The 13,402-nt window shown below is 62.0% G+C and carries 16 protein-coding genes; 3 read left to right on the top strand and 13 right to left on the bottom strand.

The window, feature by feature from the left end; all coding sequences use genetic code 11:
* Positions 1–92 precede the first annotated feature (92 nt).
* The 6 genes from ahcY to ACMGE0_RS18870 all read right to left on the bottom strand — a co-directional run bounded on the left by ahcY (position 93) and on the right by ACMGE0_RS18870 (position 5,525).
* Positions 93–1,493, bottom strand: coding sequence for an adenosylhomocysteinase (ahcY, locus tag ACMGE0_RS18895; protein WP_436817418.1), 1,401 nt, complete (start codon positions 1,491–1,493; stop codon positions 93–95).
* A gap of 168 nt (positions 1,494–1,661) precedes the next feature.
* Positions 1,662–1,940 (bottom strand): HPr family phosphocarrier protein, encoded by a 279-nt coding sequence (locus ACMGE0_RS18890; protein WP_436817417.1) that lies wholly within the window; start codon positions 1,938–1,940, stop codon positions 1,662–1,664.
* 13 nt (positions 1,941–1,953) lie between these two features.
* Positions 1,954–2,355 (bottom strand): PTS sugar transporter subunit IIA, encoded by a 402-nt coding sequence (locus ACMGE0_RS18885; protein ID WP_436817416.1) that lies wholly within the window; start codon positions 2,353–2,355, stop codon positions 1,954–1,956.
* A 125-nt stretch (positions 2,356–2,480) separates the two neighbouring features.
* Positions 2,481–2,945 (bottom strand): HPr kinase/phosphorylase, encoded by a 465-nt coding sequence (locus ACMGE0_RS18880; protein WP_436817415.1) that lies wholly within the window; start codon positions 2,943–2,945, stop codon positions 2,481–2,483.
* Complete coding sequence (locus ACMGE0_RS18875; RefSeq protein ID WP_436817563.1) at positions 2,942–4,705, bottom strand: sensor histidine kinase; 1,764 nt, start codon at positions 4,703–4,705, stop codon at positions 2,942–2,944. Before ACMGE0_RS18875 ends, ACMGE0_RS18880 begins: the two co-directional genes overlap by 4 nt.
* 100 nt (positions 4,706–4,805) lie before the next feature.
* Positions 4,806–5,525 (bottom strand): response regulator transcription factor, encoded by a 720-nt coding sequence (locus tag ACMGE0_RS18870; protein ID WP_436817562.1) that lies wholly within the window; start codon positions 5,523–5,525, stop codon positions 4,806–4,808.
* Positions 5,526–5,852: 327 nt separating this feature from the next.
* Between ACMGE0_RS18870 and ACMGE0_RS18865 the strand changes: the two genes are divergently transcribed.
* From ACMGE0_RS18865 to ACMGE0_RS18855, 3 genes are all read left to right on the top strand, one after another.
* On the top strand, positions 5,853–7,463 hold the full coding sequence (locus ACMGE0_RS18865; RefSeq protein WP_436817414.1) for a phosphoenolpyruvate carboxykinase: 1,611 nt from the start codon (positions 5,853–5,855) through the stop codon (positions 7,461–7,463).
* Between the two features lie 150 nt (positions 7,464–7,613).
* The gene (gene arfB, locus ACMGE0_RS18860; RefSeq protein ID WP_436817413.1) at positions 7,614–8,048 is read left to right on the top strand and encodes an alternative ribosome rescue aminoacyl-tRNA hydrolase ArfB; all 435 of its coding nucleotides are present in this window, start codon (positions 7,614–7,616) and stop codon (positions 8,046–8,048) included.
* A 1-nt stretch (position 8,049) separates the two neighbouring features.
* A complete protein-coding gene (locus ACMGE0_RS18855; protein ID WP_436817412.1) occupies positions 8,050–8,661 on the top strand; it encodes an alpha-ketoglutarate-dependent dioxygenase AlkB in 612 nt (203 codons plus the stop codon).
* Positions 8,662–8,686: 25 nt separating this feature from the next.
* Here the strand turns inward: ACMGE0_RS18855 and coaA are convergent, their stop codons facing one another.
* From coaA to hisB, 7 genes are read right to left on the bottom strand one after another with little or no spacing between them, the layout of a single operon-like run.
* Complete coding sequence (gene coaA, locus ACMGE0_RS18850; RefSeq protein WP_436817411.1) at positions 8,687–9,679, bottom strand: type I pantothenate kinase; 993 nt, start codon at positions 9,677–9,679, stop codon at positions 8,687–8,689.
* Positions 9,676–9,999, bottom strand: a complete 324-nt coding sequence (locus ACMGE0_RS18845; protein WP_436817410.1) for a phosphoribosyl-ATP diphosphatase — start codon at positions 9,997–9,999, stop codon at positions 9,676–9,678. Before ACMGE0_RS18845 ends, coaA begins: the two co-directional genes overlap by 4 nt.
* 18 nt (positions 10,000–10,017) lie before the next feature.
* The gene (gene hisF / locus ACMGE0_RS18840; protein WP_436817409.1) at positions 10,018–10,794 is read right to left on the bottom strand and encodes an imidazole glycerol phosphate synthase subunit HisF; all 777 of its coding nucleotides are present in this window, start codon (positions 10,792–10,794) and stop codon (positions 10,018–10,020) included.
* Positions 10,791–11,534: a 1-(5-phosphoribosyl)-5-[(5-phosphoribosylamino)methylideneamino]imidazole-4-carboxamide isomerase gene (gene hisA / locus ACMGE0_RS18835; RefSeq protein ID WP_436817408.1), complete on the bottom strand. Its 744-nt coding sequence runs from the start codon at positions 11,532–11,534 to the stop codon at positions 10,791–10,793. The genes hisF and hisA overlap by 4 nt, the downstream gene beginning before the upstream one ends.
* A 46-nt stretch (positions 11,535–11,580) precedes the next feature.
* The gene (gene hisH, locus ACMGE0_RS18830; RefSeq protein WP_436817407.1) at positions 11,581–12,231 is read right to left on the bottom strand and encodes an imidazole glycerol phosphate synthase subunit HisH; all 651 of its coding nucleotides are present in this window, start codon (positions 12,229–12,231) and stop codon (positions 11,581–11,583) included.
* Positions 12,231–12,737 (bottom strand): DUF2628 domain-containing protein, encoded by a 507-nt coding sequence (locus ACMGE0_RS18825; RefSeq protein WP_436817406.1) that lies wholly within the window; start codon positions 12,735–12,737, stop codon positions 12,231–12,233. The genes hisH and ACMGE0_RS18825 overlap by 1 nt, the downstream gene beginning before the upstream one ends.
* Before the next feature lie 20 nt (positions 12,738–12,757).
* A complete protein-coding gene (gene hisB / locus ACMGE0_RS18820) occupies positions 12,758–13,366 on the bottom strand; it encodes an imidazoleglycerol-phosphate dehydratase HisB (protein ID WP_436817561.1) in 609 nt (202 codons plus the stop codon).
* Positions 13,367–13,402 lie beyond the last annotated feature (36 nt).

The raw sequence follows: 13,402 nt of genomic DNA, 5'->3' as shown, positions 1-13,402 counted from the left end.
GGAATCGCCGGGAAGGGAGGCGCCCAAAAAAGAAGCCGCAGCCTTTTGTCAAGGCTGCGGCTACCATATCTTGTGGATTAACCGGCTAGCGATTAGTACCGGTAGTGTTCGGCCTTGAACGGACCCTGCTGCGAGACGCCGATATAGGCAGCCTGTTCATCGGAGAGCTCCGTCAGCTTCACGCCGAGCTTGGCGAGATGCAGCCGGGCGACCTTCTCGTCGAGGTGCTTCGGCAGGATGTAGACCTCGTTCTTGTACTGGCCCTGCTTGGTGAAGAGCTCGATCTGCGCCAGCGTCTGGTTGGTGAAGGAGGCGGACATCACGAAGGACGGATGGCCGGTGGCGTTCCCTAGGTTCAGGAGGCGGCCTTCGGAGAGCAGGATGATGCGGTTGCCTTTCGGGAACTCGATCATGTCGACCTGCGGCTTGACGTTGGTCCACTTGAGGTTCCGGAGAGCCGCGACCTGGATCTCGTTGTCGAAGTGGCCGATATTGCCGACGATCGCCATGTCCTTCATCGCGCGCATGTGCTCGATGCGGATGACGTCCTTGTTGCCGGTCGTGGTGATGAAGATGTCGGCGGTCGAAACGACGTCCTCGAGAACGACCACTTCGAAACCGTCCATGGCAGCCTGCAGCGCGCAGATCGGATCGACTTCGGTGACCTTGACGCGGGCGCCGGCGCCGGCGAGCGAGGCAGCGGAACCCTTGCCCACGTCGCCGTAACCGCAGACGACGGCGACCTTGCCGGCCATCATCACGTCGGTGCCGCGGCGGATGCCGTCGACCAGCGATTCCTTGCAGCCGTACTTGTTGTCGAACTTGGACTTGGTGACCGAGTCGTTGACGTTGATCGCCGGGAAGGGCAGCAGGCCTTTCTTGGAGAGCTCGTACAGGCGGTGGACGCCGGTCGTGGTCTCTTCGGTGACGCCCTTGATCGCGTCGCGCTGCCTGGTGAACCAGCCGGGAGATGCCTGAAGGCGCTTCTTGATCTGCGCGAAGAGGATTTCCTCTTCTTCCGAACCGGGATTGGACAGCACGTTCTCGCCGGCTTCGGCGCGGGCGCCGAGCAGGATGTACATGGTGGCGTCGCCGCCGTCGTCGAGGATCATGTTGGAGAAGCCGCCATCGGCCCACTGGAAGATCTTGTCGGTATATTCCCAGTATTCCGTGAGCGACTCGCCCTTGACGGCGAAGACGGGAATGCCGGCGGCGGCGATCGCGGCGGCGGCATGGTCCTGCGTCGAGAAGATGTTGCACGAAGCCCAGCGGATTTCGGCGCCGAGTTCCCTGAGCGTCTCGATCAGAACGGCCGTCTGGATGGTCATGTGGAGCGAGCCCGAGATGCGGGCGCCCTTCAGCGGCTTCGATTCCCCGAATTCGGTCCGGCAGGACATGAGGCCCGGCATCTCGGTTTCGGCGATGTCGAGTTCCTTGCGGCCATAGGCGGCAAGATTGATATCCGCGACGACGTAATCCTTCTCAGTGCTCATAAAGCTCTCCAAGCGTTCGGTGGTGCCTTCTCCGCGGGAGACCGGCGGACGTGGCAAGGTCCGCCTGGACAGGCGGAAGCTGGCCAGCGGTTTAGCAGGCTTCCTGCAAACTGGCAACGGGATATAAAGAAGTCTTTATATCGTTATGTCAGTGGAGTTAAGGTAGACTCAGGCCTCTTCGCCGAATTTATTGGCGACGAGCTGTTCCAGCGCGTCCAGTGCCTCGGCGGCCTGGCTGCCGCTCGCGGAGACCTCGATCGTGCAGCCGGTGCTGGCGGCGAGCATCATCAGGCCCATGATCGAATTGCCGCCGACCGTGGTGCCGTCTCTCGACACGGTGACGTGCGCGTCAAAGGCTTCGACCATCTGCACGAATTTGGCGGAAGCGCGCGCGTGGAGACCGCGCTTGTTGACGATCAGGAATTCGCGGGAAAGCGTCGATGACATTTAGGTTGAGGACTCATTTGCCGCTTAATACGCGGCTTGCGACATTGATGTATTTCCGGCCCGCTTCGGAGGCTTCGGCAAGCGCCTTGTCCATGTTGTTGTCGCTGCGCACGCCGGCAAGCTTGATCAGCATCGGCAGGTTCATGCCGGCGATGACTTCTGTCTTGCCGCTGTCCATGACGGAAATGGAAAGGTTGGACGGTGTGCCGCCGAACATGTCGGTGAGAATGATGACGCCGCTGCCGTCGTCGGCGCGGGCGACCGCATCGACGATATCCTGCCGGCGCTGATCCATGTCGTCCTCGGGGCCGATCGATACGGTCTCGATGAATTTCTGGGGTCCAACGACATGCTCGACGGCATGACGAAATTCCTCAGCCAGCTTGCCATGGGTGACAAGCACAAGTCCGATCATGAAAACTGCCCCCTGCTATGGAAACTCGCGGCCATTATCGCATTGCAACAAAGCCGTCCAGCGGTGGGAAGCCATCTTCTCCAAGTAGAATTGAAGTGCAAGTCAAAAAACAGGCTTCCAGATGATCAAAACGGCATCTCGCCGTGAAAACCGGGTGCCAATGCCGCGAGAATGGCCAAGGGATCGGGTGTTCCCTGCCATATCCGCAGGAGAGGAAGCTCGCCAATGCGGGGTATGGAAAACCGCTCGTTTTCAAGCGGAAGGCGTTCGCTTTCCGGCAGCGAGATGACTTCGACCGCGAGGTCCAGCGCGGCCGCCGGCAGGCTTTCGACTGCCGCAATGCCGCTGCCGCGCAATTCGATGAGACCGGCAATGGTTTCCGGGCGGCTGGCAAGAAGCTGGCTGCCATGTCGGGAGATCAGGACCCGGTCGTCGGCGACCAAGGCGGCGAAGGCTCCTTGCCGCCTGGCCGACGCGATGCACGAGAAGGCGAGCATGGACTTGCCGCTTCCGGAAGGTCCGGTGAACAGGATGCCCTTGGTGCCGATGACGATCGCCGTGCCGTGGATATTGACGGCGTCCGGGCTCATGGGGTTTCGCCAGCAGGCAGCGACAGGGTGAAGCGGGCGCCTGCCAGGGCGCCACTCTTCGGGTCATGCAGATTCTCGGCCCTCAGCGAACCGCCATGCGCTTCGGCGATCTGCCGGCTGATCGACAGGCCGAGGCCGGAATTCTGCCCGAAGCTCTCGCCTTCCGGCCGGTCCGTGTAGAAGCGCTCGAAGATGCGGTCGATATCCTCCGCCTGAATGCCGGGGCCGTTGTCGTCCACCGTGATGGTGACGCGGTCCTTCGTCCGCGACAGCCGGATCGAGATGCGGCCGCCCTTTTCCGGCACGAAGGACCGGGCATTCTCGATGAGGTTGGTGATGATCTGGCTGAGGCGGAGATCATGGCCGTTGACGAGGTAGGCCGATTTGTTGCCCCCCTTGCTGTCGATCGCAAGCTCGATCTCCACCGGCTTGCGTCCGGTGCGGATCTGCCGGGAAATATCGACGAGATTGCCGAGCAGGCTTTCCATGTCCACCGGCGAAGAGTCGGAACGGGCGAGTTCCGCATCGAGCCGCGAGGCGTCGGAAATGTCGCTGATCAGGCGGTCGAGGCGGCGGACGTCATGGAAGATGATCTCCGTCAGCCGTCGTTTCGACTCCTCCGACTTGGCGAGCGGCAGGGTCTCGACGGCGCTGCGCAGTGACGTCAGCGGGTTCTTGAGTTCGTGGCTCACGTCGGCGGCGAAACTTTCGATCGCGTCGATCCGGTCGTAGAGCGCCGTGGTCATTTCGCGAAGCGCGATGGAAAGGTTGCCGATCTCGTCCTGGCGATAGGAGAAATCCGGAATCTCCTCGCGCTGCTTGGCGCCGCGCCTGACCCGGATCGCCGCCGCCGCAAGACGGCGCAGCGGATTGGCGATCGTCGAGGACAAAAGCAGCGAAAGCAGGATGTTGACGAGCGTCGCCACACCGAAGACGCGCATGATCGCAAGCCTCTCCGCATGCACGATCTTGTCGATGTCGCCGGCCTGGGTCGACAGCAGAAGCACGCCGAGCACGGCGCGGAAGCGCTGGATCGGCACGGCGACCGAGACGATCAGCTCGCCGCGGTCGGTCACGCGCACCAGGGCGCCGCGGACACCGGTGAGCGCGTTCATGACTTCCGGATAGATCGAGCCGTCGCCGCCCGGCGCTTCCTTGTAGACCGGCAGGTTGCCGGGCTGCAGCAGGCGATTGAAAAGCCCGGCGAACCAGTCGCTCCAGGTCTGGGATTCGTTTTCCACCGGCGGCAGGTCGAAGCGCAGCACCTGCCCGCGCGAATAGAGATGGCGGGAATCGAGCAGCAGGTTGGCGTCGGCATCGAAGATGCGGGCGCGGGTGCGGGTCGGCGAGATGAGGCGACGCAGGACCGGCGCCACGCGTTCAGGATCGATCGGGAAATCGAGGTCCTCGTCGTTCGGCACCGGCGTGATGCTTTGGCCGGCCTGCAGTTCCAGAAGCTTCTGCGGATCGATGGTGATCGAATTGGTATCGACGGAGGCAGAGGCGGAAATCGCGCCTGCGATGATCTCGCCCTGGGTCAGGAGGCTTTCGACACGCGCGTCGATCAGTCCTTCGCGGAACTGGTTGAGGTAGAGAATGCCGGCGACAAGCACCACCGTCGCGGCGATGTTGAAGAACAGGATGCGGCGGGTGAGGCTCGAAAAGACCGCGTGGCCGAAGACCCTGCGAATGAGCGTGAACGGACGCGACCAGAACCGCCGCGGCGCACGGCGTGTCTCGACCTTCTCCATTCCGGCCATCTCGCTGTCGAACGTCTGATCTGCCACTGCAGTCCTTCCACCGGACCAGCTTATAGCCGGTCCGGCCGTGGCCTCAAGTTAAGCTTTCGCAAGGAGCCGGTCAGGCAGCCTCACGGAAGCGATAACCAACGCCGTAGAGCGTTTCGATCATGTCGAAGTCGCCGTCAACCATTTTGAACTTCTTGCGCAGCCGCTTGATGTGGCTGTCGATCGTACGGTCGTCCACATAGACCTGCTCGTCGTAAGCCGCATCCATCAGCGCGTCGCGGCTTTTGACCACGCCCGGCCGCTGCGCCAGCGAATGCAGGATCAGGAATTCGGTCACCGTCAGCGTCACGGGCTCACCCTTCCAGGTGCAGGTATGACGCTCCTGATCCATGAGAAGCTGGCCGCGCTCCAATGTGCGGGCCGCCTGTTGGTCCGGCACCGCCTTGGCGCCGCCGGCTTGCGCATCGCGGCTGCCCGCGCGGCGCAGGATCGCCTTCACCCGTTCCACCAGCAGCCGCTGGGAGAAAGGCTTGGTGATGAAATCATCCGCACCCATCTTCAGTCCGAACAGCTCGTCGATTTCCTCATCCTTGGAGGTGAGGAAGATCACCGGCAGGTCGGACTTCTGCCGCAGCCGGCGCAACAGCTCCATTCCGTCCATACGCGGCATCTTGATATCGAAGATCGCCAGTTGCGGGGGACGGGCAACCAGCCCGTCGAGCGCGGAGGCGCCGTCCGTATAGGTTTCGACCTTGTATCCTTCCGCTTCCAGTGCGATCGACACCGACGTCAGGATATTGCGGTCGTCATCTACGAGCGCGATTGTCTGCATACTCTCCGTCTCCGTCACCATTTATGCGCATCTCCTGGAATCACCCCAGCCCAGGCGCCATAAGCCGACGCGCTTCATGAGTATAAAGGTGGAACAAATTGTGGCAAAGTTAAAGGGGCGGCTTACGATCGCACTATTTAAGTTCCGATCCTACGCTAGCCCCGGCGAGGATCAAAAGAGTTCCTAAACCGATTTAAAGAGGAATAAAATTTTTTAAATCGATTAATTAATTGATATTATTAAACAATTTAAAGCGCCCCTCTTGCCCTTTTAGAATTCTGTCATTAATTTCGCGGCACGTTCAACGTCAGCGGAAGGAATGCGCGCATGGAGGAGTTTGGACTTCACAACCCATCCAATGGGTTAGCGGCGATCGGTCTCGGCGGCGTATCGCGCGTCAATTACAATCTTTCCGAGGTCGAGCTTTACGAGGAAGCCATTCGCCGCGGTGAAGCCGATGTCACCGCCGACGGCGCGCTTCGGGCGATCACCGGCCAGCATACCGGCCGTTCTCCGAAGGACAAATTCGTCGTCCGCGACGCGCATACCGAAAGCCGGATCTGGTGGGACAACAACAAGCCCATGTCGCCGGAGCATTTCGAAGTGCTTCGCAAGGACATGCTGGCGCACGCCGCCGGCAAGACGCTCTACGTGCAGGACCTGATCGGCGGCGCCGACGAGGAAAATGCCCTGCCGACCCGGGTGGTCACGGAGCTTGCCTGGCACGCGCTCTTCATTCGCAACCTTCTGATCCGCCCGACCCGCGACACGCTGACGGACTTCCGGCAGAAGCTGACGATCATCAACCTGCCGAGCTTCAAGGCGGATCCCGCCCGCCATGGCTGCCGCACGGAGACGGTGATCGCCTGCGACCTGACGAACGGTTTCGTCCTGATCGGCGGCACGTCCTATGCGGGCGAGAACAAGAAGTCGGTCTTCACCGTTCTCAACTATCTTCTGCCCGCCAAGGGCGTGATGCCGATGCATTGCTCGGCCAATCTCGGCAAGGACGGAGATTCGGCTGTCTTCTTCGGCCTTTCGGGCACCGGCAAGACGACGCTGTCTGCCGATCCGAGCCGCACCCTCATCGGCGACGACGAGCACGGCTGGGGCGAAAACGGCATTTTCAACTTCGAGGGTGGCTGCTACGCCAAGGCGATCAAGCTGTCGGCCGAGGCGGAGCCGGAAATCTATGCCGCGACCCGGCGTTTCGGCACCGTGCTCGAAAATGTCGTGCTCGATGAAAACCGGGTGCCGGATTTCAACGACGGCTCGCTGACGGAAAACACCCGCAGCGCCTATCCGCTGCACTTCATTCCGAACGCGTCCGATACCGGCCTTGCCCCGCATCCGAAGACGATCATCATGCTGACCGCCGATGCGTTCGGCGTCATGCCGCCGATCGCCAAGCTGACGCCGGAACAGGCCATGTACCACTTCCTCTCCGGTTATACCGCCAAGGTTGCCGGCACGGAAAAGGGCGTGACCGAACCGGAAGCCACGTTCTCGACCTGCTTCGGCGCCCCGTTCATGCCGCGCCATCCGGCCGAATACGGCAACCTGCTCAAGGACCTGATCGCCCGTCACGGCGTCGATTGCTGGCTGGTCAACACCGGCTGGACCGGCGGCGCCTACGGCATCGGCCGGCGCATGCCGATCAAAGCGACCCGCGCCCTTCTGGCGGCCGCGCTGAACGGCAGCCTCAACAGCGCGGAATTCCGCGTCGATCCGAATTTCGGCTTCGCTGTGCCGGTCGCCGTCGAGGGCGTCGACAATTCCATCCTCGATCCGCGCTCGACCTGGGCGGATGGCGCCGCCTACGACGCTCAGGCCCGGAAACTGGTGTCTATGTTCATCGCGAACTTCGGGAAGTTCGAAGATCACGTCGACAGCAAGGTACGCGACGCCGCTCCGGGCATGCTCGTCGCCGCCGAATAAATCCTTCAAGGATTCACGTGAAACCGCCGACCTTCGCGCCGGCGGTTTTCTTTTGGACGGCTTTGTGGGAAAGATGCGGCCTGCGCCTATCGCCGGAATATGGGCACGAGTTTCGAGCGACATGCGCCTCAGGAAAACGATCAGACCGCCATGGCCAGCAATCCCCTCGTCATCAACAGCCGCATCACCATTGCAGGATGGGAACTGACCGAGCAGTTCGTGCTGGCGGGCGGGCCGGGCGGCCAGAACGTCAACAAGGTCTCGACCGCCGTCCAGCTTTTCTTCGATATCGCCAATTCTCCCTCACTGCCTGACCGGGTCAAACAGAACGCCATCAGGCTTGCCGGAAAACGGGTGTCGAAGGAGGGCGTGCTGATGATAGAGGCGAACCGTTTCCGCAGCCAGGAGCGCAACCGCGAAGAGGCGCGCGAGCGATTGAAGGAACTGATCCTCGAAGCCGCCAAGCCGCCACCGCCGCCGCGCAAGGCCACCAAGCCGACGAAAGGTTCGGTCGAGCGCCGGCTGAAGGAAAAATCCGGCCGCTCGGAGGTGAAGAAGATGCGCGGCCGCCCGACGGGAGAATGAATTGTCGACGCTTGCAAATGGCATCCGGCATCTGCCCGACTATCTGGATCGCGCGGCGCAGGAGCACCTGGTCGAGCTGATCCGCGGCATCGTGGCGGAAGCACCCTTATATGTGCCGGAAATGCCCGGCACCGGCAAACCCATGTCGGTGCGCATGACCAATTGCGGTCCGCTCGGCTGGGTGACCGACAAGGAGAAGGGCTATCGCTATCAATCCTTCCACCCGGTCACGAAAAAGCCTTGGCCGGCCATGCCGCAGGAACTCACCGATCTCTGGGAGAGGCTTGCGGGCCATCCGAAACCGCCGGAAGCCTGCCTGATCAATTTCTACTCCGACGATGCGAAGATGGGCCTGCATCAGGACAGAGACGAAACCGACCTTTCGGCGCCCGTTCTTTCCATATCGCTTGGCGATAGTTGTCTTTTCCGGGTGGGCGGGCTCAACCGCAAGGAGCCGACCGGCTCGTTCCGGCTGTCGAGCGGGGATATCGTCATCCTCGGCGGAGAGGGCCGCCTGGCTTTCCACGGGATCGACCGCATCTATCCCGGCACCTCGACGCTTCTCAGGAACGGTGGTCGCATCAACCTGACCTTGCGCCGGGTCAACAGCTGACCATCTCAACAGCCGGGGATAGCGACTACAGTTTGCGGAGCGAAACCGTTTCGACCAGATGGTTGCGGCCCTTGCGCAGGATGAGGTCGGCGCGCGGTCTGGTCGGTACGATGTTCTGCCTGAGATTCTTGAGGTTGATGTTTTCCCAGAGCCCTTCGGCAACGGCGCGTGCCGCGTCCGCATCGATCGCGGCATATTTCTTGAAATAGGAGGTCGGATCGCGGAAGGCCGTCTGGCGCAGCTTCATGAAGCGCTGGACATACCAGTTGTGGATCTGCTCCTCGTCGGCATCGATATAGATCGAGAAATCGAAGAAGTCGGAGACGATCGGCACGATCTTGCCGTCCGCGGGCAGCGCCCGCGACTGCAGCACGTTGATGCCTTCGAAGATCAGGATGTCCGGCCGGTCGACAAGCGTGAACTCGTTCGGCAGCACGTCGTAGGTGAGGTGCGAATAGCGTGGCGCCTTGACGTTCGGCTCGCCGGCCTTGATGGCGGAAAGGAAGCGCAGGATCGCACCGACGTCGTAGCTTTCCGGAAAACCCTTGCGCTCCATGAGGTTTTCGCGCTGGAGCACGGCGTTCGGATAGAGAAACCCGTCGGTGGTGATGAGATCGACCTTCGGGCTCGAAGGCCAACGGGCGAGCAGCTCCTGGAGAATGCGGGCGGTCGTCGACTTGCCGACCGCGACCGATCCGGCAATGCCGATGATGAAAGGTGTCTTTGCGACATTCGAAAGGCTTAAGAAACGGTTCCTCTGCTGGAAGAGCAGCTGGGAGGCTTCCACATGCGAGGAAAGCAGGCGCGAGAGCGAAAGATAGATTCGCCGCACTTCCTCGAGATCGATAGGGTCATCCAGCGAGCGCAGCCGGGCGACTTCGTCCGCGGTCAGCGTCAGCGGCGTATCGGCGCGAAACTTCGCCCACTCTTCCGCGGTGAAGTGATGATAGGGAGAATAATATTCCGTACTGCTGCCCACGGCGTCCGGCATCTCTGCGGGTTGAGTTACGACGTTCATGATGTCTGCCGGCCCGCCTTTTCCTGAAGACCCGACTGACCGGTTCTCCTCTGGAGTTCATCCAGCACATCCTGTAACGGCACCGCCGCGATATTCAAGACGACTAAAAGATGAAAGAGGAGATCCGCGCTCTCCGCCGTCAGATTCCTGCGGTCCTGCCGGATGGCGGCGATGACCGTTTCGACCGCTTCCTCGCCGAGCTTCTTGGCGGCTTTTTCCTGGCCGGCGGCAACGAGCCTGGCCGTCCAGGATTCCTCCGGTGAAGCCTTGGCCCTGGTGGCGACGATCCGCTCCAGATCGTTCAACGAAAATTCACTCATAGCGCTCTTCCCGCTCGTTCAATCGAGCCGCATGGCGATCCCGCGTTCCGCCATATAATGCTTTGCCTGGCCGACCGTATAGGTGCCGAAGTGGAAAATCGAGGCGGCGAGAACGGCAGTCGCATGGCCTTGCCTGATGCCGGCGACCATATCGTCCAGCGTGCCGACGCCGCCCGACGCGATCACCGGTGCCCGAACGCTGTCGGCGATCGTCCGCGTCAGGCCGAGATCGTAGCCGCTCTTGGTGCCGTCGCGGTCCATGGAGGTGACGAGCAGCTCGCCGGCGCCCCGCTCCACCATTTTTGCCGCGAATTCGACCGCGTCGATGCCCGTGGGGGTGCGTCCGCCATGGGTGAATATCTCCCAGCGGTCCGCCTCTCCGGAAGCCGAAACTTTTTTTGCATCGATCGACACGACGATGCACTGGTTTCCGAACTTGTCGGCGGCTTCCGCAACAAAATCCGGATTGCTGACCGCCGCCGAATTGATCGAGACCTTGTCGGCACCGGCAAGCAGGAGTTTGCGGATATCGGCGATGGCGCGCACGCCGCCGCCGACGGTGAGCGGCATGAAGCAATGCTCGGCGGTGCGGGCGACGACGTCGAAGATCGTCTCGCGATTGTCGGACGAGGCGGTGATGTCGAGGAAGCAGAGCTCGTCGGCACCGGCGGCGTCATAGGCTCGTGCTGCTTCGACCGGGTCACCGGCATCGATGAGATCGACGAAATTGACACCCTTGACGACGCGGCCGTCCTTGACATCGAGGCAGGGGATGACTCGGGCTTTGAGGGTCATGCGGCACGTCCTTGTCTGCTGCGGATCAGCGCCAGCGCTTCCTTGGGGTCGATGCGGCCGTCATAGAGCGCGCGGCCGGAAATCGCGCCTTCGAGGCGGGCGGCATCGGGCTCCAGCATGCGGCGGATGTCGTCGAGCGAGGCAAGTCCGCCCGATGCGATGACGGGAATGGAGACGGCGTTGGCGAGTTCCAGCGTCGAGGCCCAGTTGATGCCGGCAAGAATGCCGTCGCGGTCGATATCCGTATAGATGATCGCCGAAACCCCGGCGCCTTCGAACTTTTGGGCGAGTTCGATGACGCCGAGTTCGGAGGCTTCCGCCCAGCCCTCGACCGCCACCTTGCCGCCCTTGGCGTCGATGCCGACCGCTACTTTGCCCGGAAATTTCCTGCAAGCCTCGACGACCAGCGACGGATTGCGGACGGCCACCGTACCCAGGATCACGCGGGTAAGCCCGCGCGCCAGCCAGTTTTCGATGTGGTCGAGCGTGCGGATGCCGCCACCGAGCTGCACCGGGTTCCTGGTGGCCTTCAAAATGGCGTCGACGGCAGCGCCATTGACGCTTGTTCCCGCAAAGGCGCCGTTGAGATCGACCACATGCAGCCATTCGAAGCCCTGGTCCTCGAAGGCTTTCGCCTGGGCGGCGGGATCGGGGTTGTAGACGGTCGCCTGGTCCATGTCGCCGAGTTTCAGGCGAACGCACTGGCCGTCTTTGAGGTCGATTGCGGGAAATAGGATCATTCTGTTTTCAAGTCCTTGGCAGTCGCGCGAGCCGGGATTTTGTCTCTTAGGGCTTCCAGCGCAGGAAATTGGAGATGAGTGCAAGACCTAATGCCTGGCTTTTCTCAGGGTGAAACTGCGAGCCGGCCATGTTGTCGCGCCCGACGAATGCCGTCACGGCGCCGCCATAATCGGCGGTCGCTATGACGTCGTGCCGGTGCTTTGCGGCAAGGTGATAGGAATGCACGAAATAGGCGTGCAAGCCCTCCGGCCCGGTCGGGATGCCGTCGAAGAGCGGGTGCGGGTGGTGCAGGTCGAGCGTGTTCCAGCCGATCTGCGGGATCTTCAGGTCCGGATCGTTCGGCGTCATCTCGACGACATCGCCCTCGATCCAGCCGAACCCTTCGGTGACCGTCTTTTCGAGCCCGCGCGACGACATGAGCTGCATGCCGACGCAAATGCCGAGGAAAGGGCGGCCCTTGTGTTCGACGACGTCGATGACGGCTTCCCGCATGCCGGGCACGGCATCGAGGCCGGCGCGGCAATCGGCATAGGCGCCGACGCCGGGCAGCACGATCCGGTCGGCGGTCGCCACGACATCCGCCTTGTCGGTGAGCTCGATCACGGCGTCGATGCCGGATTCGCGGGCGGCCCGTTCGAAGGCCTTGGTCGCGGATCTGAGGTTGCCGGATCCGTAGTCGATGATTGCGACGCGCATCAGCGTCCTCCTTGATGGTCGAAAAGGCCGAGATGCGGCTCATTCCAGCCCTTGGGCGAGCCGGCGGCGGGCGGCTTTGCTTGCTTCGCCCACTCGGCCGAGGCCGGCAGCTGTTGTTTTTCCGGCTGCGGCAGGCCGGAGAAGTAAATCTCCTCTGCGGCATCGAGGTTCGGTGCGAAAATCACCGTTTCCAGGGTCCATCCGCGGCGAACCAGCGCTTCGGAGCGATAATGTCGGCCTTCGAATGCGACGAGCAGCCCGACCGCCAGCCCCAGAAGAATACCAGCAATTTCGAATTCCGGCATGCGCACCAGAAAACCGCTCAGCCCCTGCAGGAGAAATACGACGAACCCGGCGAGCCAGAGCCGGTTCCAGAGGAGCCAGACCCAGGGAAAGAAGAACGCCGTCCACGAAAACCCGTCCGGCAGGACGAGTGTCGAGCGGTGATCCCTGTCCGGAGCCCGTGTCGGATCGTCGGGAGGCGTCAGAACGAGATAGCTTCTCAAGGATTTTCTCCCGGAAGCGGTTAGACCAGCATTCCCTTCGTGGAGGGGACGCGATTGGCCTGCCGCGGATCGATTTCGGTTGCCGTGCGCAAGACCCGCGCCACGGCTTTGAAGCAGGTCTCGGCGATATGATGGTTGTTGGCGCCGTAATGGTTCAGCACATGCAGCGTGATGCCGGCATTCTGGGCAAAGGCCTGGAAGAACTCGCGCACCAGCTCGGTATCGAACGCGCCGATCTTGGGCGCGCTGAAGGCGACGTTCCAGACGAGGAAAGGCCGGCCGGACACGTCGATAGCCGCCTTGGTCATGGTCTCGTCCATGGTAAGATCGAGCGAGGCGTAGCGGGTGATGCCCCGGCGATCGCCGAGCGCCTTGGAGATCGCCTGGCCGAGCGCAATGCCGGTGTCCTCCACCGTGTGGTGGTCGTCGATATGGAGGTCGCCCTTCACATCGATCTCCATGTCGATGAGCGAATGCCGCGAAAGCTGGTCGAGCATATGGTCGAAGAAGCCGACGCCCGTCGAAATCTTGGCCGTGCCGGTGCCGTCGAGATTGACGGAAACCGAGACGGAGGTTTCGTTGGTCTTGCGGGAAATGCTTCCTGTGCGTGCGGCCGTCGTTTCGCCCATAAGGGTCTGCTCCATGCTGAGGCCGGGTTCCCGGCC

The sequence above is a fragment of the Neorhizobium descurainiae genome, assembly GCF_051400715.1.
In the GTDB taxonomy this organism is placed as follows: domain Bacteria; phylum Pseudomonadota; class Alphaproteobacteria; order Rhizobiales; family Rhizobiaceae; genus Neorhizobium.
The sequence above is the reverse complement of the archived record's forward strand: the minus strand, read 5'-3'. Positions and strand labels throughout refer to the sequence as shown.